24 protein-coding genes and 2 tRNA genes are annotated in these 25,290 nt (G+C 70.3%); 17 read left to right on the forward strand and 9 right to left on the reverse strand.

The window, feature by feature from the left end; all coding sequences use genetic code 11:
- Window positions 1-1,076: 1,076 nt before the first annotated feature.
- The 5 genes from CLV40_RS14305 to rpmH are packed head-to-tail and all read right to left on the reverse strand — an operon-like array spanning window position 1,077 to window position 3,572.
- Window positions 1,077-1,637, reverse strand: coding sequence for a Jag family protein (locus tag CLV40_RS14305; protein ID WP_104479354.1), 561 nt, complete (start codon window positions 1,635-1,637; stop codon window positions 1,077-1,079).
- Between the two features lie 29 nt (window positions 1,638-1,666).
- Complete coding sequence (gene yidC / locus CLV40_RS14310; protein ID WP_104479355.1) at window positions 1,667-2,701, reverse strand: membrane protein insertase YidC; 1,035 nt, start codon at window positions 2,699-2,701, stop codon at window positions 1,667-1,669.
- A 5-nt stretch (window positions 2,702-2,706) separates the two neighbouring features.
- Window positions 2,707-3,030 (reverse strand): membrane protein insertion efficiency factor YidD, encoded by a 324-nt coding sequence (gene yidD, locus CLV40_RS14315; protein ID WP_104479356.1) that lies wholly within the window; start codon window positions 3,028-3,030, stop codon window positions 2,707-2,709.
- The gene (rnpA, locus tag CLV40_RS14320; RefSeq protein WP_104479357.1) at window positions 3,027-3,419 is read right to left on the reverse strand and encodes a ribonuclease P protein component; all 393 of its coding nucleotides are present in this window, start codon (window positions 3,417-3,419) and stop codon (window positions 3,027-3,029) included. The genes yidD and rnpA overlap by 4 nt, the downstream gene beginning before the upstream one ends.
- Before the next feature lie 15 nt (window positions 3,420-3,434).
- Window positions 3,435-3,572 (reverse strand): 50S ribosomal protein L34, encoded by a 138-nt coding sequence (gene rpmH / locus CLV40_RS14325; RefSeq protein WP_018684246.1) that lies wholly within the window; start codon window positions 3,570-3,572, stop codon window positions 3,435-3,437.
- A 503-nt stretch (window positions 3,573-4,075) separates the two neighbouring features.
- Between rpmH and dnaA the strand changes: the two genes are divergently transcribed.
- The 12 genes from dnaA to CLV40_RS14385 all read left to right on the forward strand — a co-directional run bounded on the left by dnaA (window position 4,076) and on the right by CLV40_RS14385 (window position 19,781).
- A complete protein-coding gene (dnaA, locus tag CLV40_RS14330) occupies window positions 4,076-5,731 on the forward strand; it encodes a chromosomal replication initiator protein DnaA (RefSeq protein WP_104479358.1) in 1,656 nt (551 codons plus the stop codon).
- A gap of 1,070 nt (window positions 5,732-6,801) precedes the next feature.
- Complete coding sequence (dnaN, locus tag CLV40_RS14335; protein WP_104479359.1) at window positions 6,802-7,932, forward strand: DNA polymerase III subunit beta; 1,131 nt, start codon at window positions 6,802-6,804, stop codon at window positions 7,930-7,932.
- A gap of 31 nt (window positions 7,933-7,963) precedes the next feature.
- Window positions 7,964-8,875, forward strand: a complete 912-nt coding sequence (gene gnd, locus CLV40_RS14340; RefSeq protein WP_104479360.1) for a phosphogluconate dehydrogenase (NAD(+)-dependent, decarboxylating) — start codon at window positions 7,964-7,966, stop codon at window positions 8,873-8,875.
- Complete coding sequence (recF, locus tag CLV40_RS14345) at window positions 8,875-10,032, forward strand: DNA replication/repair protein RecF (protein ID WP_104479361.1); 1,158 nt, start codon at window positions 8,875-8,877, stop codon at window positions 10,030-10,032. Before gnd ends, recF begins: the two co-directional genes overlap by 1 nt.
- 196 nt (window positions 10,033-10,228) lie before the next feature.
- Window positions 10,229-10,777 carry a DciA family protein gene (locus tag CLV40_RS14350; protein ID WP_245931278.1) on the forward strand — a complete coding sequence of 183 codons (549 nt, stop codon included), beginning with the start codon at window positions 10,229-10,231 and terminating at the stop codon, window positions 10,775-10,777.
- A 206-nt stretch (window positions 10,778-10,983) separates the two neighbouring features.
- A complete protein-coding gene (gene gyrB, locus CLV40_RS14355; RefSeq protein ID WP_104479363.1) occupies window positions 10,984-12,960 on the forward strand; it encodes a DNA topoisomerase (ATP-hydrolyzing) subunit B in 1,977 nt (658 codons plus the stop codon).
- Window positions 12,961-13,024: 64 nt separating this feature from the next.
- Entirely contained in the window at window positions 13,025-16,831 is a 3,807-nt protein-coding gene (gene gyrA, locus CLV40_RS14360; RefSeq protein ID WP_104479364.1) for an intein-containing DNA gyrase subunit A, read from the forward strand.
- Between the two features lie 28 nt (window positions 16,832-16,859).
- On the forward strand, window positions 16,860-17,705 hold the full coding sequence (locus CLV40_RS14365; RefSeq protein WP_245931279.1) for a DUF3566 domain-containing protein: 846 nt from the start codon (window positions 16,860-16,862) through the stop codon (window positions 17,703-17,705).
- 57 nt (window positions 17,706-17,762) lie between these two features.
- Window positions 17,763-17,836, forward strand: a tRNA-Ile gene (locus tag CLV40_RS14370).
- Window positions 17,837-18,578: 742 nt separating this feature from the next.
- The gene (locus tag CLV40_RS14375) at window positions 18,579-18,716 is read left to right on the forward strand and encodes a DLW-39 family protein (protein ID WP_104479464.1); all 138 of its coding nucleotides are present in this window, start codon (window positions 18,579-18,581) and stop codon (window positions 18,714-18,716) included.
- A gap of 43 nt (window positions 18,717-18,759) precedes the next feature.
- Window positions 18,760-18,832: transfer RNA gene (locus CLV40_RS14380), tRNA-Ala, on the forward strand.
- 517 nt (window positions 18,833-19,349) lie between these two features.
- Window positions 19,350-19,781: an OsmC family peroxiredoxin gene (locus CLV40_RS14385; RefSeq protein ID WP_104479365.1), complete on the forward strand. Its 432-nt coding sequence runs from the start codon at window positions 19,350-19,352 to the stop codon at window positions 19,779-19,781.
- Window positions 19,782-19,835: 54 nt separating this feature from the next.
- On the opposite strand, the gene CLV40_RS14390 is transcribed toward CLV40_RS14385, so the two are convergent.
- The gene (locus tag CLV40_RS14390) at window positions 19,836-20,270 is read right to left on the reverse strand and encodes a DoxX family protein (RefSeq protein WP_104479366.1); all 435 of its coding nucleotides are present in this window, start codon (window positions 20,268-20,270) and stop codon (window positions 19,836-19,838) included.
- Between the two features lie 142 nt (window positions 20,271-20,412).
- Between CLV40_RS14390 and CLV40_RS14395 the strand changes: the two genes are divergently transcribed.
- Window positions 20,413-20,961 carry a DUF2020 domain-containing protein gene (locus CLV40_RS14395; protein ID WP_104479367.1) on the forward strand — a complete coding sequence of 183 codons (549 nt, stop codon included), beginning with the start codon at window positions 20,413-20,415 and terminating at the stop codon, window positions 20,959-20,961.
- A gap of 51 nt (window positions 20,962-21,012) precedes the next feature.
- On the opposite strand, the gene CLV40_RS14400 is transcribed toward CLV40_RS14395, so the two are convergent.
- On the reverse strand, window positions 21,013-21,699 hold the full coding sequence (locus CLV40_RS14400) for a hypothetical protein (RefSeq protein WP_104479368.1): 687 nt from the start codon (window positions 21,697-21,699) through the stop codon (window positions 21,013-21,015).
- A 94-nt stretch (window positions 21,700-21,793) separates the two neighbouring features.
- Here CLV40_RS14400 and CLV40_RS14405 point away from each other — a divergent pair, with 94 nt between their 5' ends.
- Window positions 21,794-22,339 carry a peptidylprolyl isomerase gene (locus CLV40_RS14405; RefSeq protein WP_104479369.1) on the forward strand — a complete coding sequence of 182 codons (546 nt, stop codon included), beginning with the start codon at window positions 21,794-21,796 and terminating at the stop codon, window positions 22,337-22,339.
- Window positions 22,340-22,396: 57 nt separating this feature from the next.
- Window positions 22,397-23,275 carry a rhomboid family intramembrane serine protease gene (locus tag CLV40_RS14410; RefSeq protein WP_245931280.1) on the forward strand — a complete coding sequence of 293 codons (879 nt, stop codon included), beginning with the start codon at window positions 22,397-22,399 and terminating at the stop codon, window positions 23,273-23,275.
- Here CLV40_RS14410 and CLV40_RS14415 read toward each other — a convergent pair.
- Both CLV40_RS14415 and crgA read right to left on the reverse strand, forming a co-directional pair.
- Entirely contained in the window at window positions 23,272-23,682 is a 411-nt protein-coding gene (locus CLV40_RS14415) for a PH domain-containing protein (RefSeq protein WP_104479371.1), read from the reverse strand. The genes CLV40_RS14410 and CLV40_RS14415 overlap by 4 nt on opposite strands.
- A gap of 115 nt (window positions 23,683-23,797) precedes the next feature.
- A complete protein-coding gene (gene crgA / locus CLV40_RS14420; protein ID WP_104479372.1) occupies window positions 23,798-24,064 on the reverse strand; it encodes a cell division protein CrgA in 267 nt (88 codons plus the stop codon).
- Between the two features lie 149 nt (window positions 24,065-24,213).
- On the opposite strand from crgA, the gene CLV40_RS14425 reads away from it, so the two are divergent.
- Together CLV40_RS14425 and CLV40_RS37990 are read left to right on the forward strand one after the other, a co-directional pair.
- Window positions 24,214-25,089, forward strand: coding sequence for a class E sortase (locus CLV40_RS14425; protein ID WP_104479373.1), 876 nt, complete (start codon window positions 24,214-24,216; stop codon window positions 25,087-25,089).
- The gene (locus tag CLV40_RS37990) at window positions 25,089-25,244 is read left to right on the forward strand and encodes a hypothetical protein (RefSeq protein ID WP_181043495.1); all 156 of its coding nucleotides are present in this window, start codon (window positions 25,089-25,091) and stop codon (window positions 25,242-25,244) included. Before CLV40_RS14425 ends, CLV40_RS37990 begins: the two co-directional genes overlap by 1 nt.
- The last annotated feature ends 46 nt before the right edge of the window (window positions 25,245-25,290 follow it).

The raw sequence follows: 25,290 nt of genomic DNA on the forward strand, positions 1-25,290 counted from the left end.
CGCCGCCCCGCCGCCCCGCCGCCCCGCCGTCCCGCCGCTCCGTCGTCCCGCCGCCCTGCCGCTCCGTCGTCCCGTCGCTCCGCCGCTCCGTCGCCCTTCAGCCTCGTTGACAATCACCCGTCGCCCATCGCCTCCCCGTCTGCCCCGTCGCCTCGCCGCCCCGTCGCTCCGCCGCCTCGCCGTCCTGTCGCCTCGCCGCCCTGCAACCTTGTCTCTCACCTCACCTGCCATCTCGACCCCTGTCGTCCCGTCGCCCTTCAGCCTCGTTGACAATCACCCGTCGCCCATCGCCTCCCCGTCTGCCCCGTCGCCTCGCCGCCTTGCCTCGCCGTCCTCCCGTTATCCGCCGTCCCCTTCTGCCGCGTCTCCGTCCGCTCCCACCTCCTCACTCCGCCTCTACCTCCACATTCCTTCCTCTACCTCCCCCTACCGCCAAGCCTGTTTTGCCCTGCGCAGCTCGCCTCTCTCGTCTCTGCGCCGATCCACCTTCACCCCAGCTCGTCATCCACCCGCCGCGCTAGCTCCATCTCCCTCACCACGCACGCTCGTCCCCACTCCCATCCACCCCGTCAGCTCCTCGCCCAGCGATCCGCCGCTCCACCGGGCCACCAACCCCACGCTCACCCGACCAACACCTCCGCACCGATCCCTCTCGACCTCGCCTCGCCACCCCATGCCCCCCACACGTGTGAACTTCTTCCGCGCCGCGCCCGCGCCGTCCCCAATACCCAGGTCGCGCCTATCCACATACCTCCATCTCATCCACAGGTTCTCCGCCGACCGCCGAAACACCCTCCAACGCCGGTAGCCTGGAGCAGGGCCGACCCCCCAGTGGTGTGGTGGGGGCTGCGCTGGTCGGGATTGGCGCGAGCTTGATCAACGAGGGTGATCGGCGGAGGCGCGGGCCTGGCAGCGCGCTCGTCGCGAGGTACGGCGGGGGAGTGCGGCGGCACCCGCCGTGACGGCCAAGGCAACAGGTACGCCGAGTAGCCGCGAGTGCTAACCATCGGCTTTGGGGCAAACAAAAACACGGCCCGCCGAGGCGGGCCGTGTTTGGTGCGCGGGGGAGTGGCGGTCTACTGGGGGAAGACCACCACGCGACGGCGGGGGTCTTCGCCTTCGCTTTCGCTGTGGACGCCCTTGGTGGTCGCGACGGCGTCGTGCACGACCTTGCGCTCGAAGGGGGTCATGGGCTGGAGGCGGATTCGTTCGCCGCTGGACAGCACCTTCTGCGCGGTCGCCAGGCCCAGGTCGCGCAGCTCCTCGCGGCGGGCCGCACGCCAGCCTGCGATGTCGAGCATCAGCCTGCTGCGGGTGCCCGTTTCCTGCTGCACCGCGAGCCGGGTCAGTTCCTGCAGTGCTTCGAGCACGCTGCCGCGGGGGCCGACCAGCTTCTCCAGGTTGTCGTCCTCGACGCCCTCCATGCTGACGACGCTGACCACCGCTCGGCTGGCTTCGACGTCGAGGTCGATGTCGCCGTCGTAGTCGAGGATGTCCAGCAGCCGTTCCAGGTAGTCGCCCGCGATGTCGCCCTCCTGGATGAGGAGGTCTTCTGTCGACCCGGTCCGCTGCTCCTCCTCGACCGCTTCCTCAGCCTGCGCGTCGATCTTCTCGGACGCCTGCACCGTTTCCGGCACGGTTCACTCCTCTCCAGGCCGCGGCCGCCTCAGCGGTTCTTCCGACCTGACTTCTTGCTACGGGATCGGTCTGAGATCAGACCGGGAATCTCGGTGCCGCCGGTGGTGCCGGACTTGCCGTTGTCGGACTTGGCGTCGGTGGCGGGGGGCTCGGCGGGCGTGGTGTCGCCCGCGCTCTCGCCGTCACCGTCGGCGGGCTTCGCGGTCGCGGGGCGCTTGCGCTGGACGGGCTTCTGCCCCGGCTTCGGCGCGTTCGCGGCGCGCTTCTCCTTGACCTCGGCCTTCTTCGCGGCCTCCTCGGCGTCGATGCGCTTGTACACGAAGCGCTGCTGCCAGAGGGTCCAGGAGTTGTTGCTCAGCCAGTAGAGGATCAGGCCGATGGGGAAGAAGAAGCCACCGAAGAGCACGCCCAGCGGGAAGACGTAGAGGGTGAGCTTGTTCATGATGCCGGTCTGGGCGGTGGCCGTCGCCGGGTTCTGCCGGGACACCGAGTGCCGCGCGGTCAGGTGGGTCAGCGCGCTCGCCAGCAGCATCAGCGGGATGGCCACCAGGATGACCGAGGTGCGGCTGGTGTGGAACTCGGCCAGCGCCTGCGCGGGCTGGGTGATCCAGTTGCTGAGCCGGGCGCCGAACAGGTCGGCCTGGATGTAGGAGCTGACGCCGCGCTCGTCGAAGAAGTAGTTCTCGGTCTTGCCCGGCTTGAACTCGCGCAGCACGTGGAACAGGCCGATGAACACCGGGATCTGCAGCAGCATCGGCAGGCAGCCGCCGAACGGGCTGACGCCGTGCTCGGCCTGGAGCTTCTGCATCTCCTGGGCTTGCTTCTGCCGGTCGTTGGCGTACTTCTTCTGCAGCTTCTTGATCTCGGGCGCGAACTCCTGCATCTTCCGCATGGAGCGCACCTGCTTGACCATGGGCTTGAACATGATCGCGCGGAGCGTGAAGACCAGGAAGACGATGCTCAGCGCCCAGGCGACCGCGCTCGCTTCGCCGAACACGTGGCCGAAGACCCAGTGCCAACACCACATGATGAAGGACACCGGGTAGTAGATGAAATCGAGCACGGAAACTACTCCTCGGCAGGCTTCTCGGCCGGGTTGGTCTTCCCGGACGCGTTCTCGGTTGTCCTCGGCGGTACCGGGTCGAGCCCGCCGGGGTGCCATGGGCCGCACCGGAGCAACCGGCGCAGCGCGAGCCAGGAGCCGCGGAGCGCGCCGTGCACGGTGAGTGCCTCGACGGCGTACGCGCTACAACTGGGGTGGAAGCGGCAGGCGGGCGGCAGCACCGGGGAGAGCCACCGCCGGTACGCCCGCACCGGGAGCAGCAGCACCCGGGTCACCGGTCCGGGGCGCGCGGCAACCGCGCGGTCGTCCTCCGCGGTCGTTGCGCTCACACCCCACCGTCCTGTGCCCCGCCGACCAGGCGCAGCCTGCGGACCGCGGCGTCGAAGTCCTGGCCGAGCTCGGCGCTGGTCGCCCCGGCCGCGCGCGGCAGGGCTCGCACGACCAACGCGCTGCCCGGCGGGAGAGTTCCGATCCGGTCGCGCACCAGGTGCCGCAACCGGCGAGCGACCCGGTGCCGGACGACCGAGTTGCCCACTGCCTTACTGACGACGAAACCGACCCTCGGCGACGGGGCCGTCGGGTCGGCTTCGAGTGGTGCCTGCTGCGGCGCTTCCGCCACGGCGTGCACCACGAGCCTCGGTCGACCGGCGCGGCGACCGTTCCTGGTCACCGTCCGGAAGTCCGCGCTGCTGGTCAGCCGGGCGGCCGCGGGGAGCACGGCGGCGGGGTTGGATCAGGCCGACAGCTTGTCGCGGCCGCGGCGGCGGCGGGCGGCGATGATGGCGCGACCGGCGCGGGTCCGCATGCGCAGGCGGAAGCCGTGCGTCTTGGCCCGGCGACGGTTGTTCGGCTGGAAGGTGCGCTTGCTCACGGCTCTATCTCCCGGTACTCATCAGGTCTGGCAGGTCTGCCCGCCCCCGGATCGGCGGCGAGCGGCACACGCCCACGCGGGTCGTGGCGGGCACGCGGAACTCACCCGCCGCAAGCGGGAGACCTTATGAGGGTACGCACCCGGGTCGGCCCGCATCAAACCGGGGCCGCCCGAGCGGTCCCACCGCCCGCCGCACCGGCCGTGAACAGGTCGTGAACGCGTGTTGGCCACCTCGTCTTGTTACCGGGGACGGCCGGTTGTTACCGTGCGCACCCCGGCTTGCCGCCGTCTTGGGGGAAGGGGAGCCCTGCCACGCCGACGGCACCGAGCGACTGAGTACCGTGAACCCCCCGACGGGTTCCCCCGCGGTGCGCCGTACCGTTCGTGCACAGTTGTGGACAACCCTGTGGATGCTCGTTTGACGGGACCCACGCACCGGGACGAGCCTTACCGCGCACCGCCGACGAGGTGCACCGCCGACGAGGGGAGGGGAGCGGACGCCAGTGTCTGACTACAAGCCGGACTACCAGTCGGACCACCAGTTGAACCTGGGTGTGGTCTGGGAACAGGTCGTGCGCGAGCTGTCCGCCGGGACCCTGTCGCCGTCCCAGCGCGCGTGGATGCGGATGACCCGCCCCATCGGCCTGCTGGACGGCACCGCTCTGCTGTCCGCGCCGAGCGACTTCGCCAAGGAGGCGATCGAGCGGGCGCTGCGCGAGCCGATCACCGCCGCGCTCTCCCGCAGGCTGGGCCGCGTGGTGTCACTGGCGGTCAAGGTCGACGCCGCGCCGACGGCCCCGCCGCCCCCGGCCCCGCAGGTCCCCTCGACGCCGCTGCCGACCATCCCGAACCTGCCGCCGCTGCCGCAGGCCCCGCCGGGGCCCGTCGCCGAGCAGCCGCCGGTCGCCGGTCTCGACGGCGACACGATCACCATCCCGGCCGCCGACATCGCCGCGGTCGACCAGGCCCACCTGGGCGTGGAGCCCGGGGTGGAGGACGACGAGACCGAGGTCGACGAAGAGGGCGACGCGCTGGCCACGGTGCACGAGATCTGGCCGACCTTCAACGGCCAGCAGCCCGCGAGCGGTCAGCCGTTCACCGCGCCCGCCCAGCCGCAGACCTCGAAGACCCGGCTCAACGAGAAGTACACCTTCGACACGTTCGTCATCGGCGCGTCGAACCGGTTCGCCCACGCCGCGTCGGTCGCGGTGGCCGAGGCGCCTGCCCGGGCGTACAACCCGCTGTTCATCTGGGGCGAGTCCGGTCTGGGCAAGACCCACCTGCTGCACGCGGTCGGCCACTACGCGCAACGCCTCTTCCCGGGCATGCGCGTGCGGTACGTGTCGACCGAGGAGTTCACCAACGACTTCATCAACTCGCTGCGCGACGACCGCAAGGTGGCGTTCCAGCGCCGCTACCGCGACATCGACGTGCTGCTGGTGGACGACATCCAGTTCCTGGAGGGCAAGGAAGGCACCCAGGAGGAGTTCTTCCACACCTTCAACACCCTGCACAACGCGAACAAGCAGATCGTGGTCTCCTCCGACCGGCCGCCCAAGCGGCTGGAGACGCTGGAGGACCGGCTGCGCACCCGGTTCGAGTGGGGTCTGATCACCGACATCCAGCCGCCCGAGCTGGAGACGCGCATCGCCATCCTGCGCAAGAAGGCCGCGCAGGACCGGTTGGCGGCGCCCGCGGAGGTGTTGGAGTTCATCGCCACCCGGGTGGAGGCCAACATCCGGGAGCTGGAGGGGGCGCTGATCCGGGTCACCGCGTTCGCCTCGCTCAACCGCCAGCCGGTGGACGTGGCGCTGGCCGAGATCGTGCTGCGGGACCTGATCGGCGACTCGCACGCCCCGGAGATCACCGTCCCGACGATCATGGCGGTGACCGCGGAGTTCTTCGCCGTCAGCATCGACGACCTGTGCGGCCCCGGCAAGACGAAAGCGCTTGCCCAGGCCCGGCAGATCTCCATGTACCTGTGCCGCGAGCTGACCGACCTGTCGCTGCCCAAGATCGGGCAGACCTTCGGCGGCCGCGACCACACCACGGTCATGCACGCGGACAAGAAGATCCGCAAGGAGATGGCCGAGCGGCGGCGCATCTACGACCAGGTGCAGGAGCTCACCTCCCGCATCAAGCAGCGCGCCCGAGCCTGACCCCGCAAGCGAACCGACGGCGGCCCCCAGGGGCCGCCGTTTTCGCGCGCGCCCACCCCGGGGTGAACCCCCGCCGGATCCACACCCGCCCACCTTCTTATTGGCGCGGTGGACAGCCGTCCCCAACGCCAGAAAAGTCCGCGACCGGCCGTCCGGCAGGGTAGGTCCCACCCGGCCGTCCCGGATCCGCACGAAGCCCCAGCGGGCACCTGACGAAGTCGCGGACCCCGATCCTGGCACCGACAGCCGCCGACCGGTGCCGGTGCGCGCCCGTTCCCGCAGGCTGTCAGACTTCCTGACGCGCCGCACCCGCCCGGTGACCCGAGGGTGCCCCGCCCCCGCACCCCTCGCGCCGACCCCCGGTCGCACTGTTTATTGGCGCGGTGGACAGCTCCCCACACCCCCAGAAAAGTTCGCGCGCGCCGCGCGGCGCCGGTGTCCCCGGCCGCCCCCGCGCCACCGGGGGCTGTCCCCAGCCGGTACCCACCCACCGCCGACCGCCCCGCGCGAGGTTTTTCGGGGGTGTGGACGGCCGCTCCACACCCGGAAAAATCCCTGGCCGCGCCGCAAATCGCGTGGTCTCCGTCACCGCAACGGGCGAATCGAGCTGTGCACAACCCTGTGGGTGGCCGTACACACCCCTGGGGGCTGGTCGGCCCACATCTGGGGATCGCGCTGTGGACAACTCAGGCCAACTGTGGACGGATCCAGCCTGTGCACAAACCATCCACGGATCGCCCGATCTGTCCACCGGACCCACCCCCCGGTTACCCACAGCAGGGCAGACGGTCCCACCAGCGAAAACAGGCGTTGTCCACACAACCCACAGCCCCTATTACTACTGCTGTCTTTGTTCTTCCAGAAGAAGAAAAAAGAACAGAAACAGGGGACGGCCAAAGTTGGGGACAGCCGGCCCCAGCCACCCCAGGGGACGCCCCGACCCCGACCCGCCCCGGATGACGGGGAGCCGGATCACGCTCTACGGTTGGGCCCTACAGCGTGGACAGCTCGACGGCCCGGCCTGGCACGACTCGGTGTCAGCACGGGGGTCGGGCCTGGAAAGGACTCCCATGAAGATCCGCGTCGAGCGCGACGGCCTCGCCGACGCCGTCGCCTGGGTCGCGCGCAGCCTCCCGTCCCGCCCACCGGTTCCCGTCCTCGGCGGGGTGCTGCTGGACGCGGGGTCGACAGAGGGCACCGATCGCCTGACCGTCTCCGGGTTCGACTACGAGGTCTCGGCAACCGTCGACGTCCCCGCGACAGTCGCCGACAGCGGCCGGACCCTGGTGTCCGGCAGGCTCCTCGCCGACATCACCAAGTCGCTGCCCGCCCAACCGGTGGAGATCTCCGTCGACGGCGCCCGCGTCGCGATCACCTGCGGCAGCGCGAAGTTCAGCCTGCCGACCATGCCCGTCGAGGACTACCCGGCCCTGCCCGCGATGCCGCAGCACGCGGGCGAGCTCGCCGGTGAGGTCTTCGGCCAGGCGGTCAGCCAGGTCGCCGTCGCCGCGGGCAAGGACGACACCCTCCCGATGCTCACCGGCGTCCGGGTCGAGATCAACGGCGACAAGCTCACGCTCGTCGCGACCGACCGCTTCCGCCTCGCCATGCGCGAGTTCGACTGGAAGCCGTCCGGCGACGTCGAGGACGCCGCCGTCCTGGTCCCGGCCCGCACCCTCGCCGACGCGGCGAAGGCGCTCGGCAGCTCCGGCCGCACGGTCGAGCTCGCGCTCTCGCCCACCGACGGCCTGCTCGGCTTGTCCGGTTCCGGCAGGCGCACGACCAGCCGGCTGCTCGACGCCGAGTTCCCCCGCTACCGCCAGCTGCTGCCGTCGGAGCAGACCTCCAACGCCGTCATCGGCGTGTCCGGTCTGGTCGAGGCGATCAAGCGCGTGTCCCTGGTCGCCGAGCGCGGCACCCAGGTCCGGCTCGAGTTCGCCGACGGCACGCTGCGCCTCTCGGCGGGTGGCGACGACGAGGGCAGCGCCGAGGAAGAGCTGCCGGTCGAGTTCACCGGCGACCCGGTGACCATCGCGTTCAACCCCGGCTACCTCCAGGACGGCCTCGCCGCGCTGCACTGCGACCGCGCCGAGCTGTCGTTCACCACGCCCAACCGCCCCGCGCTGATCAAGCCGGTCGGCGAGGACGGCGTCATCCCCGGCTACCTCTACCTGCTCATGCCGGTCCGCCTCCCCGGCTGACCGGACCACCGCGACGGAGGGGACAACAACCGTGCAGCTCGGACTCGTCGGCCTGGGCAAGATGGGCTTCAACATGCGCGAGCGGTTGCGCTCGGCGGGCCACGACGTGGTCGGCTACGACCGCAACCCCGACGTCAGCGACAGCTCGTCGCTGGCCGACCTGGTCGCCAAGCTCGAAGCGCCGCGCACGGTGTGGGTCATGGTGCCCGCGGGCGAGGCCACCCGGGCGACCGTCGCCGAGCTCGGCGACCTGCTGTCCGAGGGTGACCTGGTCATCGACGGCGGCAACTCCCGCTACACCGACGACAAGGTCAACGCCGAGCTGCTGTCCGGCAAGGGCGTCGGCTACCTCGACTGCGGCGTCTCCGGCGGCGTGTGGGGCAAGGACAACGGCTACGGCCTGATGGTCGGCGGCGACGCCGAACTGGTCGAGCGCGCCCTGCCGATCTTCGACGCGCTGCGCCCGGAGGGTCCGCGCGAGGAGGGCTTCGCGCACGCGGGCAAGGTCGGCGCGGGCCACTACGCGAAGATGGTCCACAACGGCATCGAGTACGGCCTGATGCAGGCCTACGCCGAGGGCTACGAGCTGCTCGCCGCGGCCGACGAGGTCACCGACGTGACGGCCGTGCTCAAGGCGTGGACCCGTGGCACCGTCGTCCGGTCGTGGCTGCTCGACCTGCTGGTCCGCGCGCTGGAGGACGACCCGAAGCTGGACGAGATCACCGGCTACGTGGAGGACTCGGGCGAGGGTCGGTGGACCGTCGAGGAGGCGATCAACCACTCGGTGCCCGCCCCGGTCATCTCGGCCGCGCTGTTCGCCCGCTTCGCCTCCCGCCAGGACGACTCGCCGGCGATGAAGGCCGTCGCGGCGCTGCGCAACCAGTTCGGTGGACACGCGGTGCACAAGGCGGGCCCCACTTCGGGAACCGGCGACGTGAGCTAGTGCACGTAAGACACCTGCAGGTCACCGACTTCCGCTCCTGGGCGCACGCGGACCTGGAGCTGGAGCCGGGGCCCGCGGTGCTGGTCGGCGCGAACGGCCAGGGCAAGACCAACCTGGTCGAGGCGATCGGGTACGTGGCGACCCTCGGTTCGCACCGGGTCGCCGCGGACCAGCCCCTGGTCCGACTCGGGTGCGCGCGGGCGATCATCCGCACGGCCGTGGTCAACGACGGCCGCGAGCTGACCGTCGAACTGGAGATCACGCCGGGCAAGGCCAACCGCGCCCGGGTCAACCGCGGCCCGGTCCCGCGGCCCCGCGACGTGCTGGGCATCCTGCGCACGGTGTTGTTCGCGCCGGAGGACCTGGCGCTCGTGCGCGGCGACCCGGGTGAGCGCCGCCGGTTCCTGGACGACCTGCTGGTGTTGCGCGCACCCCGCTACGCCGGGGTCCGCGCCGACTACGACCGGGTGCTGCGCCAGCGCAACGCCCTGCTCAAGAGCGCCGCGACCAACCGCCGCGCGCGCCGCGCCGACCCGGACGCCGTCGCCACCCTCGACGTGTGGGACAACCACCTGGCCACGCACGGCGCCCAGCTGCTCGCGGCCCGCCTCGACCTGGTCGCCGACCTGGCGCCCAGGGTCGCCGCCGCTTATGCCGGGGTGGCACCCGAGTCACGCCCGGCGCGGGTGGCGTACCGCTCGCAGATCGAGGACACACTGCCCCTTGGATACGGGAAGCCGGACGGGGAACGTGCCGATGTCGAGGTCGTCGCGGACGCCCTGCTCGCCCGCATGGCGCTGCGCCGCGACGCCGAGCTCGAACGCGGGGTGAGCCTGGTCGGCCCGCAGCGCGACGAGCTCGACCTGGTCCTCGGCGAAGCGCCCGCCAAGGGGTACGCCAGCCACGGCGAGTCGTGGTCGTTCGCGCTGGCCCTGCGGCTGGCGTCGTACGAGCTGCTCAAGGACGAGGGGAGTGAGCCGGTCCTGGTGCTGGACGACGTGTTCGCCGAACTCGACCGCAGGCGGCGGCAGCGGCTCGCCGATGTGGCGGTCGGTGCCGAGCAGGTGCTGGTGACCGCCGCGGTCGCCGAGGACGTGCCCGACGAGCTGGCCGGTGTCCGCTACGCCGTGGGTGACGGAGAGGTCAGCCGTGTCTGACGACCTGTTCGGCGGCGAACTGCTGCCACCACCCCGCGTGACCGCCCCGCGCCGGAAGAACCGCACATCTGGGGATAACCCTGTGGATAGTGTGGATAACACCGTCACTGTGCGGCCATCCGGGGGAACCGGGGCGCGCGAAAGCCAAGATCAGTCCACACCCGGGGGTGGAAAACCCGCCGATCTATCCACAGGGGTGACGGAGGGTGACGCGGGCACGGGCGACTCGGCCTCGCCGCGGGGCTCAGATATTGCCAGAGCCGCCCTGGCCGCCGCCCGGCAGGCCGCCCAGTCCGGCCCCGGCGCCCGCAAGAAGCGCGTTGTTCCACGTGGAACCGCGGGCGGCACCTCCCGGGCCCGCAGGCGCTGGTCCGGCCCGGGCGCCGACGAACGCGACCCGCAGCCGTTCGGCAGGCTCGCCTCGCGAATCGCGGTCGACCGCGGTTGGCAGCGCAACCTCTCCGGCGGGCAGGTCTTCAGCCGCTGGGCGACACTGGTCGGCGCGGACGTCGCCGAGCACGCCAAGCCGGTGGCGATCAAGGACGGCGAACTCACCGTCCAGGCGGATTCCACCGCTTGGGCGACCCAGTTGCGGTTGCTCCAGCGCCAACTGCTGGTCAAGATCGCCGCTGGGGTGGGGCGCGACGTCGTCCGCAGGCTCAAGGTGCTCGGCCCGGCCGCACCCAGCTGGCGCTACGGCCCGCGGCACGTCCCAGGCCGCGGACCACGGGACACCTACGGCTGAACCTCGCGGGTCGAGATCGAGGGACCGGCGGTGGGACTCGCGCCGGTTCACAAAATTGGCTCTGGGAGCAAGCCAGGGGTGTCCTTGGCACGATTCTGCGCGACCGCACCAGTAGTATGTAGGGGAGTGGTGTGCGCGGGTCTGCCCCGACGCGCGGGACCGCACACCGCCGCAGTCGTTCCGACGCGTGAGGAGACACCGGGCACGTGGCAGAAGACAATCAGGAGAAGGCGTACGGCGCCGGTTCCATCGGCGTGCTGAAGGGCCTGGAGGCCGTCCGGCTCCGCCCGGGTATGTACATCGGCTCCACCGGCGAGCGCGGTCTGCACCACCTGATCTGGGAAATCGTGGACAACTCCGTCGACGAGGCGATGGCGGGGCACGCCACCAAGGTCGACGTCACCCTGCTCGCCGACGGCGGCGTCCGCGTGGACGACGACGGCCGCGGCATCCCGGTCGAGGAACACCCGGAGGAGAAGCGGTCCGCGCTCGAGGTCGTGATGACCGTGCTGCACGCGGGCGGCAAGTTCGACAGCGACAGCTACGCCGTCTCCGGTGGTCTGCACGGTGTCGGCATCTCCGTGGTCAACGCGCTGTCCACCCGGCTGGAGGCCGTGGTCAAGCGCGACAACCACGTGTGGCGGCAGACCTACCGCGACTCCGAGCCGGTCGCCCCGGTCGAGCGCGGCGAGGAGACCCGCGAGCTGGGCACCTCCATCAGCTTCTGGCCGGACCCGGCGATCTTCGAGACCACCACGTTCAACGCCGAGACCGTGGCCCGGCGCCTGCAGGAGATGGCCTTCCTGAACAAGGGCCTGACCATCGTGCTGCGCGACGAGCGGGTCTCCGAGGACGAGGCCGCCGCCGACGTCGACGGCCAGGCCGCCCGCGTCAAGGAGCGCACCTACCACTACCCGGGTGGGCTCGAGGACTTCGTCAAGCACATCAACCACAGCCGCGAGGCCATCCACAAGAAGGTCATCGCCTTCGAGGCCAAGGGCACCGGTGTCGAGGTCGAGGTCGCGATGCAGTGGAACACCGGCTACAGCGAGTCGGTGTACACCTTCGCCAACACGATCAACACCCCCGAGGGCGGCACCCACGAGGAGGGCTTCCGCGCCGCGCTGACCCGGGTGGTCAACGTCTACGCGCGCGAGAAGAAGCTGCTCAAGGAGAAGGACGCCAACCTCAGCGGCGACGACGTGCGCGAGGGCTTGGCCGCGATCGTGTCGATCAAGCTGGCCGAGCCGCAGTTCGAGGGCCAGACCAAGCAGAAGCTCGGCAACACCGAGGCCAAGACGTTCGTGCAGCAGACCTGCAACGAGTGGCTGGCGGACTGGTTCGAGCGCAACCCGGCCGACGCGAAGACGATCGTCACCAAGGCGGTGTCCTCGGCGCAGGCCCGGATGGCCGCCCGCAAGGCCCGCGAGCTGGTCCGGCGCAAGGGCGCGCTCGACATCGGCGGCCTGCCCGGCAAGCTCAAGGACTGCCGGTCGACCAACCCCGAGGAGTGCGAGCTCTACATCGTCGAGGGCGACTCCGCGGGCGGCTCGGCGAAGGAAGGGCGGGACTCGCTGTACCAGGCGATCCTGCCGATCCGCGGCAAGATCATCAACGTGGAGAAGGCCCGGCTGGACCGGGTGCTGAAGAACACCGAGGTGCAGAGCCTGATCACCGCGCTGGGCACGGGGATCCAGGAGGACTTCGACGTCGCCAAGCTGCGGTACCACAAGATCGTGCTGATGGCCGACGCCGACGTCGACGGCCAGCACATCCGCACGCTGCTGCTGACGCTGCTGTTCCGGTTCATGCGCGGGCTCATCGAGCACGGCCACGTGTACCTGGCGCAGCCGCCGCTGTACAAGATCAAGTGGCAGCGCGTCGACCCCGAGTACGCCTACTCCGACCGCGAGCGCGACGGCCTGATGGAAGCGGGCATCGCCGCGGGCAAGAAGGTCAACAAGGACGACGGCATCCAGCGGTACAAGGGTCTCGGCGAGATGAACGCCGAGGAGCTGTGGGAGACCACCATGGACCCGGCCAACCGCACCCTGCGCCGCGTCACCCTCGACGACGCCGCCCAGGCCGACGAGCTGTTCAGCGTGCTGATGGGTGAGGACGTCGAGGCCCGCCGCTCGTTCATCACCCGCAACGCCAAGGACGTCCGCTTCCTCGACGTCTGAGCCCCGCGGCGCTCGGCCGCCCCCGACACCGCCCCGCCGCAAAGCTTGGAAAGGACCCTCGGTCGTGACCGAAACCCTGCCGCCGCCTGGTGATCGCATCGAGCCAGTCGACATCCAGCAGGAGATGCAGAACTCCTACATCGACTACGCGATGAGCGTCATCGTCAGCCGCGCCCTCCCGGACGTGCGCGACGGCCTCAAGCCCGTCCACCGGCGCGTGCTGTACTCGATGTTCGACACGGGCCTGCGTCCCGACCGCAGCTACGTCAAGTGCTCCCGAGTCGTCGGCGACGTCATGGGCAACTACCACCCCCACGGCGACTCGTCGATCTACGACACCCTGGTCCGCCTCGCCCAGCCGTGGTCCATGCGCTACCCGCTGGTCGACGGCCAGGGCAACTTCGGCAGCCCGGGCAACGACCCGGCCGCCGCCATGCGTTACTGTATTGATGCAGAAACCCGTGTGCGCCTGCAGGACGGGTCGAGTGTGCGCATCGGCGACATCGTCCCGGACGCGGCGCCGAACTCGGACAACCCGATCGACCTGAAGGTCCTCGACCGCAACGGCGACCCGGTCCGCGCGGACCGGCTGTTCCACTCCGGTGAGCACCCGACGCTGCGCCTCACCACGCGCGAGGGCTTCGAACTGACCGGCACGCACAACCACCCGGTCCTGTGCCTGGTGTCGGTGCTCGGCGTGCCGACCCTGTTGTGGAAGCTGCTGGAGGAGATCCAGCCCGACGACCGCGTCGTCATGCAGCGCATGCCTGCTGACGAGGGCAGCGTCCCGCCTGCCGAGGACTACGCCGCAGCCATCCTGGCAGGCGCGTTCGTCAGCGAGGGGTTTGTCTCGGCGCGACGCGCCGGGTTCAACAACCTGGACAAGTCGTACTTCGACCAGGTCGTCGACGCGTACGACGTGGTAGTCGGTGGACGGCGGTACCTCAGCTCGCGGATCATCGCGTCCGGCTCGCTCCTGCACGAACTCGACGTGCAGGACCTGAGTGCCTTGATGTCGAGTCCGCTCGCCGAGTTGGCCGGACACCGCAGTGCGGCCAAGCGGGTGCCGGAGTTCGTCTGGAACTCCGGCATGTTCGTGAAGCGAGCATTCCTCAGCTCACTGTTCACCGGTGACGGCTCCTGCTCCGCGCTGCCGCGAAACACCGTCCAGATCTCGTACTCCACCCGGAGCGCGCGGCTGGCGCGTGAGGTCCAGCAGTTGCTGCTGGAGTTCGGCGTGGTCAGCAAGCTCGTCAACTACGACAGCGGCGAGATCAAGGTCGTCATCACGAACCGCCGCGATGCGCGGTTGTTCGCGAACAACCTCGGCTTCCTCCAGGTCAAGCAGGAGAAGCTGGTCGCCATCCTCGACGCGCTCCCGACCGAGAGCCGGTCGATGTCGAGCGACCACGTGCCTTTCGTCGGCGACTACATCCGCGCGAACGGTGCCGGTCGGTGGACCGAACGCGACTGGCTGCGTCAGCACAACGTCGACCGCGTCGAGCGGTGGGAGACCAACCGGGACGAGATCGTCCGGCACATCACCGAGCCCGGCGTGCTCGACGTGGTCGAGCCGCTGGTCGACGGTCGGTTCTACTACGCCAGGGTCGCCTCGATCGTCGACGCGGGTGTTCGGCCGGTGTACAGCCTCCGGGTCGACACCGACGACCACGCGTTCATCACCGACGGGTTCGTCAGCCACAACACCGAGTCGCGGTTGACGCCGCTGGCGATGGAGATGTTGCGCGACATCGGCGAGGACACCGTCGACTTCGCGCCCAACTACGACGGGAAGACCGAAGAGCCGAAGGTTCTGCCGGCGCGGATTCCGAACCTGCTGGTCAACGGTGGTAGCGGTATCGCGGTCGGGATGGCGACGAACATCCCGCCGCACAACCTGCGCGAGGTGGCCGACGGGGTCATCTGGGCGTTGGAGAACCCCGAGGCCGATGACGACGAGCTGCTGGCGGCGCTGCTGCTGCGGATCAAGGGGCCGGACTTCCCGACCAAGGCGCTGATCCTGGGGACCAGCGGCATCGAGGACGCCTACCGCACCGGTCGCGGTTCGGTGCGGATGCGGGCGGTCGTCGAGGTGGAGGAGGACGCCAAGGGGCGGACCATCCTCGTGGTCACCGAGCTGCCGTACCAGGTCAACCCGGACAACCTGATCGAGAACATGGCGCAGCTGGTGCGCGACGGGAAGCTCACCGGCATCTCCGAGATCGCCGACGAGTCCAACTCGCGCAGCGGCATGCGGATCGTGATCGGGCTCAAGCGCGACGCGGTGGCCAAGGTCGTGCTGAACAACCTGTACAAGCACACCCAGCTGCAGCACAACTTCGGCGTCAACATGCTCGCCCTGGTCGACCAGGTGCCGCGCACGCTGCGGCTCGACCAGATCGTGCGGCACTACGTCAACCACCAGATCGAGGTCATCGTCCGGCGCACCCGCTACCGGCTGCGCAAGGCCCAGGAGCGCGCGCACATCCTGCGCGGGTACGCCAAGGCCCTGGACATGCTCGACGAGGTCATCGCGCTGATCCGCCGGTCGCCGTCGGCCGACGAGGCGCGGACCGGGTTGATGTCGCTGCTCGAGGTCGACGAGATCCAGGCGACCGCGATCCTCGAACTCCAGCTGCGCCGCCTGGCCGCGCTGGAGCGGCAGCGCATCATCGACGAGCTGGCCGAGATCGAGCGCTACATCGCCGAGCTGCAGGCGATCCTGGACAGCCCGGCGCAGCAGCGCGAGATCGTGCGCGACGAGCTGAAGGAGATCGTCGACAAGCACGGCGACGACCGGCGCACCCGGATCATCCCGTTCGACGGGGAGGTGTCGGTCGAGGACCTGATCGCGGTCGAGGACGTCGTCGTCACGATCACCCGCACCGGGTACGCCAAGCGCACCAAGACCGACCTGTACCGGGCGCAGAAGCGCGGCGGCAAGGGCGTGCAGGGCGCGGTGCTGAAGCAGGACGACATCGTCGTGCACTTCTTCGTGTGCTCGACGCACGACTGGATGCTGTTCTTCACCAACAAGGGCCGCGTCTACCGGGCGAAGGCCTACGAGCTGCCGGAGGCCAACCGCGCGGCGCGCGGTCAGCACGTGGCGAACCTGCTGGCGTTCCAGCCGGACGAGGAGATCGCCCAGGTCATCCAGATCAAGGACTACCAGGCGGCGCCGTACCTGGTGCTGGCGACCCGTGACGGTTTGGTGAAGAAGTCGAAGCTGGCCGACTTCGACAGCAACCGCGCGGGCGGCCTCATCGGTATCAACCTGCGTGAGGACGACGAACTCGTCGGCGCCGTGCTGTGCTCGGCCGACGACGACCTGCTGCTGGTGTCCGCGGGCGGCCAGTCCATCCGCTTCCACGCCAGCGACGACGCGCTGCGGCCGATGGGCCGGGCGACGTCGGGTGTGCAGGGCATGCGCTTCAACGACGGCGACGAGCTGCTGACCATCGGCGTGGTGAAGGACGGCACGTTCGTTTTGGTCGCCACCGACGGTGGGTACGCCAAGCGCACCCCGATCGAGGACTACTCGGTCCAGGGTCGGGGCGGCAAGGGCGTGCTCACCATCCAGCACGACAGCAGGCGTGGCAGGCTGGTAGGCGCGGTCATCGTCGAGTTGGAGGACCAGCTGTACGCCATCACCTCGGCGGGCGGCGTCATCCGCACCACCGTCGAGGAGGTGCGCAAGGCCGGGCGGCAGACCAAGGGGGTCAGGTTGATGAACCTCGGTGAGGGGACCACCCTGGTGGCCATCGCCCGCAGCGCCGAGGAGGCCGCCGAAGCCGAGGTCGAGGCGGCTGAAGCCGAGGGCACCGAAGGCGACGTCGAAGGCACCGCACCGACGGCCGAGCAGGCCGAGTAAGCGACGAAGGACCTAGGGGAAACCGCTCGTGACACCACCCGAGAAGCCGGACACCGCCGGAACCGAACCCGAGCGCACGTCGGTCATCACGACGAGCAAGGACGCGCCGGCCGAGCAGCAGAAGCCGGAACCGGCGGGCGACGGCGACGCGGAGGGCGGTGCCCCCCAGGAGAACGAGACGACGCCACCACCGTGGCAGCGGGTCACCCCGGAGGAGGAGGTCGAGGTCGCCGACCTCGGCTTCCCCACCGAGGAACCCGACGCGGACGTCACCCAGGCGCTGCCGCACCCGGGCAAGCCCCAGGTCCCGCCCCCGTTCCCGGCGGGCGACGACGCGACCATCGCGGTCGACCGCTCCGTGGTCACCGGCGCGGCGGCCCCCCGCCTGTTCGGGGCCGACCCGACGGTCGGCGTCGGCACCCCCCGCCCCGCGGTGAACCTGGACGCCGCCACCCGCGGCGCAGGCGCGGCCACCCAGGCCCCGCCGAGCGCGCTGCGCAGGCCCGGCCGCGGCCCCCGGCGCGCCAACCTGCAGATCAAGCGCTTCGACCCGTGGTCGGTGCTGAAGCTGTCGCTGGTGCTGGGCGTGGCCCTGTTCTTCGTGTGGCTGGTCGCCGTCGGCGCCCTCTACGCCGTCCTCGACGGCATGGGCGTGTGGGACAAGGTGAACGGCATTTCCAGCGAACTGCTCAACAACGCCGAGGGCAACAACGGACCCCTGATCAGCGCAGGCCGCGTCTTCGGCATCGCGGCCATCATCGGCGCGATCAACATCGTGCTGTTCAGCGCCCTGGCCACCGTCGGGGCCTTCGTCTACAACGTGTCGGCGGACCTCGCAGGCGGACTCGAGGTCACCCTCGCCGAACGCGAGTAGGGGATACCGATTTGGGGACGCGCGGGGACGTACGGTAGCCTTCACGCGTTCCCACAGGGGCCTATAGCTCAGGCGGTTAGAGCGCTTCACTGATAATGAAGAGGTCGGAGGTTCAAGTCCTCCTAGGCCCACGGCCTCGGCCGATCTGTGTTCGCGGAAAGCGCGAACCGGGTCGGCCGTTGTTGTTTCTGGGGGGGGCGACCCCCCAGACCCCCACGGTGCGGTGGGCGCGTAAGGCGCGGAGCTTGCGTAGCGCCTGGAGCGGACTGGCGGGGAGCGCCCGGAACCAGCGGGGGCGCGTAGGACGCGGGGCTTGCGTAGCGCCTGGAGTTGGGTGGCGGGGCGCCGGAACCGGTGAGAGCGGGTAAGGCGCGAAGCCTCCGTAGCGCCTGGAGCGGGGCGGCGGGCGCCGGAACCGGCGGGGCATGTAGGGCGCGGGCCTGCGTAGTGCCTGAAGCGGGGCGGCGGGGCTGACGTGGGTGGGATGTGTGTCCACCCTGAGTGCTTCCGGTAGGTCTTCTTCGTCGCGTGCTGTCTCTTGCTGCTGCCGTTGTGGGCTTCCTGGTTGGTCTCTGCCTTGCTCTGCTCGTGGCCTCGCCATGGCCGCGGTCCGGCCTCGCTTGTTGCTTCTCTCCATCCCTTCTCCCTTCCTCCTGGGGTGTCTCGGGTTCCTGGTTCGTTCGGGGGTCTCGAGGTTTTGTTGATCTTGGTTTTTTGTTGGCGGGGAGGGGTTTCGGGTGGGTGTGGGGGGTGCGGGATGTCGGGGGTGGGAGCGGGGGGGGGGTGAGGTGTGGCAGACTGGCGGCACGCCGGGCCGGGGGTGGATCGGCCGGTGGAAGTGGTGTTTCCGTGCCCAAAAGGGAGGCATTGATCGTGAAGAAGCTGCTCGCGCTCGCCGCTGTTGCTGGTGGTGTCCTCCTGGTCGTCAAGCGGAAGAGCTCGGCGAAGGCGGAAGCCGCCCTGTGGCGCGAGGCCACCGCGCCCGCGAACAACGGCGCCAAGAAGGCGTAGGCGAGAACGTCGCACTCCGGCACGGCGGACGTCGTGTCGTTGGGGGGACGTAGCTCAATTGGCAGAGCACTGCCTTTGCAAGGCAGGGGTTAGGGGTTCGATTCCCCTCGTCTCCACGGCCTCGGCCGACCTGTGTCAACGGAGAGCGTTGACCGGGTCGGCCGTTGTTGTTTCTGGGGGGCGACCCCCCAGACCCCCACGGTGCGGTGGGTGGCGGAACCAGCGGGGGCGCGTAGGGCGCGGAGCTTGCGTAGCGGCTGGAGCGGGGCGGCGGGCGCCGGAACCGGCGGGGGCGCGTAGGGCGCGGAGCTTGCGTAGCGGCTGGAGCGGGGCGGCGGGCGCCGGAACCGGCGGGGGCGCGTAGGGCGCGGAGCTTGCGTAGCGGCTGGAGCGGGGCGGCGGGCGCCGGAACCGGCGGGGGCGCGTAGGGCGCGGAGCTTGCGTAGCGGCTGGAGCGGGGCGGCGGGCGCCGGAACCGGCGGGGCATGTAGGGCGCGGAGCTTGCGTAGCGGCTGAAGTGGGGCGGCGGGCGCCGGAACCAGCGAGGGGTGACCGGGGTTACCTGGCGTGGTGGGGCGGCCTGGATGGGGGTTGACTGGGGGCGTCCATCCCGGAACGAAGGCTGGAGGCTTGATGACCGAGCGCAAGGCGACGACGGTGTGGAGCGGGGACGTTGCGCGGGGGTCGGGTGAGGTCAGCCTCGACACGTCCGGCGCGGCCCGGTTCACGGTGTCGTTCCCGTCGCGGGCGCAGGAGGCCAACGGGCAGACCTCGCCGGAGGAGTTGATCGCGGCGGCGCACTCGTCCTGCTACTCGATGCAGTTCTCGGCCCTGCTCGGGGCCAACGGGACGCCGCCCGAGTCGATCGAGACGTCGGCGGTGGTGAGCTTCGGGAAGAAGGGCGACGGGTTCGCCATCCTCGGGATCGCGCTGACCGCGCGGGCCACCGTGCCCGGTATCGACGGGGACAAGTTCGCCGAGATCGCGGAGACGGCGAAGAAGGTGTGCCCGGTGTCGGCCGCCCTGACCGGTACCGAGATCACCCTTGACGCCACCTTGGCCTAGCGCGCGTCGCCGGTTGGGGCGCGGCGGTCGCTGCCCCGCCCCAACCGGCGCGGGTCAGGTCGTCACGCTCTCGCGCTCAGGCGCGTCGGTGTGCCGGGTCCGACCGATGATCTCGTCCACGGCCCACTTGCCCGGGCCGAGGAACACGACCAGCAGGAACGACCAGCAGAACAGCGCGGGGACCTCGCCGCCGTTCTGGTTGGGCAGCAGGCTGACCTGCTGGTGCACCACGAAGTAGGCGTAGGCCATCGAGCCGGAGCAGATCAGGGCCGCGACCCGGGTGCCGAGGCCGATCAACACGAGCACGCCGCCGACGAGCTGGATTACCGCGGCCCACCAGCCGGGCCACTCGGCGAACGCGGGGGCCTTGCCGTAGGCACCGCCGAACACACCGAAGAGGGTGGCGGCGCCGTGCACGGCGAACAGGAAACCGATGACGATCCGGAAGAGGGCGAGTACGTGCGCCCTCCCGCGATGGAGCAGGTCCATGCCTGGCTCTCTTTCCTTCGGAACAACAGGGTAGTCATCCATCCGTGGCCGAGGCCACACAGTGAGTAATGCGCGGCGGCCCGATCCGGTTCAACGAGTGGTCGAGACCACACTTCGTGTGATCTGGTTGACTTGGCCCGCTATGAGACGAGCCGTGATCCTCGCCGCGCCCCTGCTCACCATCGCGGCGTGCACCGCGGACCCCGCCGCACCACCGGCGGGCACCTCCGCGCCACCCCCAGCCGCCCAGACGACCTCGCCCGCGTCCGCGGGTCCCGCCGCCGCGCCACCACCGCCCGAACCGGTCGCCGACGGGCCGTGCCCCTACCTGGAGAGCTCGGTGGTGGCCGACGCCAACGGGCAGCGGGTCACCAAGGTGCGCACGTCGGCGGACAAGCCGCACCCCGCCTGCTTCTTCTACCGGCCCGACGGCAGCGTGCAGCTCACCGTGCAGATCTACAGCGGTGACCCGGCGATCGCCAAGGCCGTGGTCGACGAGGCCGCGCCGATCGCCACCTCGAACCCGGCCTCGTCGCCCGCCGGGTGGAAGGGCGGGTCGCTGTCCACCGACCAGGGCGCGGTCTACGCCGTGGGCAAGGCGGGGACCGCGGTCGTGGTGTCGACCAACCAGCACCAGACGATCAAGGCCCGGCGGGTCAGCGAGATCGTCATCGGGAAGCTCGGGCTGTAGGCGCGCCGAAGCGGGCCGCACCACGTGGGTGCGACCCGCCCGGGGTGCGCGTCAGTTCTTCTCGGAGCTGATCGGCTGGCTCGGCTTGGCCTGCCCGTTGCGCTCGGCGCCGTTGGACTCCGCGTCCGCCACCGGCGGCTTGGGCGCGCTGGGCTGCGGCTGCGGCTGCGGCGCGGGCCGCTGCGGCGCGGGCTTGCTGCGCAGCGCCACGGCCGCCGCCCCGACGCCGAGCAGCGCCAGCAGCCACGGCCACTTGCGGCGGCGCTTCGCCGACGGGTCCTTGGCGGCCTCCCTGGCCGCCGCCTTGGCCGCCCGCACCTGCGCCTCGAGCTCCTTGCGGTACTGCACGACCTGCGGCTTGAGGTCCTTCTTGAGCTGCTTGACCTGCGCGCGCACCGGCCCGGACGCCTGCCGCGCCCGCTTGGCCGCGCCGGAGCGCTTGGCCTGCTTGCGGGCCTGCTTGGCGGCCTTGGCCAGGTCCTTGCGGGTGTGCTTGGCCGTCTTCGCCAGGCGCTTGCGGGCCCGGCGGGTGCCCGCCGCGACCTCGTCGCGCGCCACCTGCGCCGTCTCCGCGATGGCCTCGGCGACCTGCTGCGGGGCGACGCCCTTGGCGGCGAGCTTCTGCTCGGCGACGTGCGCCGCTTCCGCACCCGCCTGTCCAGCACGAACCGCACCCTGGCGCACCGCGCGCCAGCCGGTGCCGACGGCCTTGCCCACCGTCTCTCCGGCCCGGGTCATGGCCTCACCTCGTCCATCGATGCTAAGGAACACTGCCGACCCCTCAATCGTGCCCCTTCCGGAGCGATCTCGCCGAAGATGGCACGATGGAGCGGTGGCTGAAAGCAACGAATCCTTCGTCGGGAAGAACGTGACCGCCACCCTGCACACGTCGCTGGGTGACATCAAGATCAACCTGCTCCCCGACTACGCGCCGAAGACGGTCGCGAACTTCGTGGGCCTCGCAGAGGGCACGAAGCAGTACACCACCGAGAACGCCCAGGGCGGCAAGACCGGCCCCTTCTACGACGGCTCGGTGTTCCACCGGGTCATCGAGGGCTTCATGATCCAGGGCGGCGACCCGACCGGCACCGGTCGCGGTGGCCCCGGCTACCAGTTCGAGGACGAGGTCAACAACGACCTGCGCTTCAACAAGCCGTACCTGCTGGCGATGGCGAACGCCGGGCCCGGCACCAACGGCTCGCAGTTCTTCGTGACCGTCGGCGCCACCGACTGGCTCAACGGCAAGCACACCATCTTCGGTGAGGTCGCCGACCAGCAGTCGCGCGACGTCGTCAACACCATCGGTTCCACCCCCACCCAGCCGGGCGACCGGCCGGTGACCGAAGTTGTGATCACCAAGGTCTCCATCGGGCGTTGAGTGACGCACCCCCCGGAGCACCCTGAACACACCACGCAGGCGGGTCCGCCCGCCTGCGTGCGTCACCCGGACCGGCCGACCGGGTTGCGCTGCGTCCGGTGCGAACGCCCGGCGTGCCCGGACTGCCTGGTCGACGCGGCCGTCGGGTTCCAGTGCGTCGACTGCGTGCGCGAGGGCAACCGCGGTGTGCGGCGGGCCACGACGGCCGCGGGCGGTGAACCGGTCGCCAAGCCGGTCGCGTCGTACGCGCTGATCGCGGTCAACGTCGCGATGTACGTGCTGACCGCCGTGCTGGCGGGCAACCCGCTGCACAACGAGCAGTCGACGTTCTTCCACCAGCTGTCCGGCTTCCCCCCGTCGATGGCCGACGGCGAGTGGTGGCGGTTGCTGACCAGCGGGTTCCTGCACTTCGGGCCGGTGCACCTGGCGGGCAACATGGTGTCGCTGCTGGTCCTGGCGATGATCGAGACCAGGCTGGGGCGCGGCCCGTTCCTGCTCATCTACTTCCTGTCGCTGCTCGGCGGCAGCGCGGCGGCGTACGCGTTCCAGTCACCGCTGTCGGAGGGCGCGGGCGCCTCGGGGGCCATCTACGGCCTGCTCGGCGCGCTGATCGTGCTCGTGCTGCGGGAGAAGTGGGACTTCCACGCGTTGATGAACGTGGTGGGCCTGCTCGCGGTGAACCTGGCGATCAGCATCTCGGTCGTGGAGATCTCGCTGGCCGCGCACCTGGGCGGCCTGGCCGCGGGCGCGGCGGTGGCCTTCGGTCTGGTGGTGGCGCCGAGGGAGAAGCGGCGGCAGTGGCACGCGGTGACCGTGGTGGTGGTGGTTGTGGCCATCGTCGGGTTGCTGGTCGTCCGCACGCCCCAGGTCGTCGACGCCGTGCCGCTCTGCCTGCCGCCGACCGCGGACGGGTTCTCCTGCTACCGGTACGGCTAGGTCCGCAGCCGGACGAGGGCCTCGACCACGTCCTCCGGTTCGGCGCCGAGGTCGAGCCTGCCCAGCAGCACCAGCGCCGGGTCGGCGTCGATCTCCACCGCGCTGGACTCGCGACCGAGCCTGCGGGTGCGGACCAGCCGCACGTTGACCTCACCCCAGCGCCAGGTCCGGCTGCCGGTCAGCCCGCGCACGGTTAACCCGTTCGAGTCGGCGGCCAGGCGGGGCCGCGCGAAGGTGCCGAACAGCGCGAGCGCGGCCAGCAGCAGCGCGGCGACCACAGACAGCACGGTGCCCCGGGGGTCGCCGAGCAGCACCGCCACCACTGCGAAAACCGCCGTGAGCAGCCAGGCGAGGGTCACGACCCGGGTCTCGGGTGCCCACTGGTGGGAGTTGTCCTCAGGCGTCACGGCGATTCATCCACAGAAGTTATCCACAATGGGGATGACTTACATCCATGTGGTTCAGTGACGGTGCGCTGAATGGAGTAGCTGCGAGCCCACTCACGAATGACAGCGGATCGGGTTAACGCCACCGCATCGTCATCAGCAGACCGGAGATCATCAGCGCGAACCCGATGGCGAAGTTCCAGTTGCCGAGGTCGGTCATGAATGGGATTTTCTCCCCGGCGATGTAGTTGACGACCAACCAGGCCAGGCCGATCACCATGACGCCGAGCATCACGACGACGTAGATCGGGTGTGAAGGCCCGGCGGGCTTGACCTTCACGGGCGTGCGGCGGTCGGCCGGTGCGGTGTACACGGCCTTCTTGCGGACCTTGGACTTCGGCATGCTGTCCTCGCCTGACGTGATGCGTTGGGTGCGGTCGTGCTGGCATGGGCGCAACTCCCGCCGATGCAACACGTTAACGTAGCTGAGCGGCGCGGCGAACCACCAGTCGCCAACGACGCGGAATCCGTGCGCGCCGGAGAGGAGTCCGCGTGACCACGCTCGACACCGGCGGCCACACGCCGGACGGGCTCGTCGGCCCCGAAGAGCCGCCCAAGCGGGCGGACACGGCACGCACGGTGGTGCGCGGGATCGGCGAGCTGCTGATCACCGCGGGCCTGGTCGTGCTGCTCTTCGTGGTCTACGAGGTCTACGTGACCGACATCGTCTCCGCGGGCAAGCAGCGCGACGCCACGACGGCGCTGGACAACACCTGGGGTCAACCCGACACCGTCGCCGAACCCGAACGAGTGGAACGGTTCACCGACCTGGGTGAAGGCACGGGCTTCGCCAAGATGCACATCCCGGCCTTCGGCCTCGACTACGGGTTCACCGTCATCGAGGGCACCACCGAGAAGTCCCTCGAGATCGGCCCCGGCCACTACCGCGGCACCGCGTACCCGGGCGAGCCGGGCAACTTCGCCGTCGCGGGCCACCGGGTCGGCAAGGGCGCGCCGTTCAACGACATCGACCTGCTCAACTCGTGCGACGCCATCCTGGTCGAGACGCACTACAGCTGGTTCGTCTACCGGGTGCTGCCCAAGAGCGAGGAGGTGGTGGGGTGGGCGACCGGGAAGGGGACCGACCCGCGCTGCCAGGGCGTGGCGCCGCTGGGCGGCCCGTACGAGGGTCTGGTGGGCCAGCAGATCGTCCGACCCAGCCAGGGTGAGGTGATCGCCCCCATCCCCGGCAAGGTCGGCGCCGAGTCGAGCGTGGGGGAGCGCGCGACGCTGATGACCCTGACGACCTGCCACCCCCGCTTCTCCGACCGCCAGCGGCTCATCGTGCACGCGGTCATGGTCAAGCAGTGGGCCAAGGACCCCGCCAAGCCTGGCGAGACGCCCCCGGAGCTCAAGGAGACGAGCTGATGTACGCGTGGATCTGGCGGCACCTGCCGGGGCCCTTGGTGGTGCGGATCTTGACGGCCGTGGTCCTGGTGGCCGGGGTGGTCGCCCTGCTCATGTTCGTGGTGTTCCCGTGGGTGGAGCCGAAACTGCCGTTCAACCAGGTCACGACCGAGTAGGCGACATCTCGACCGTCGTGTTTGTTCCACGTGGAACCAAACCTCG

The sequence above is a fragment of the Actinokineospora auranticolor genome (assembly GCF_002934265.1).
In the GTDB taxonomy this organism is placed as follows: domain Bacteria; phylum Actinomycetota; class Actinomycetes; order Mycobacteriales; family Pseudonocardiaceae; genus Actinokineospora; species Actinokineospora auranticolor.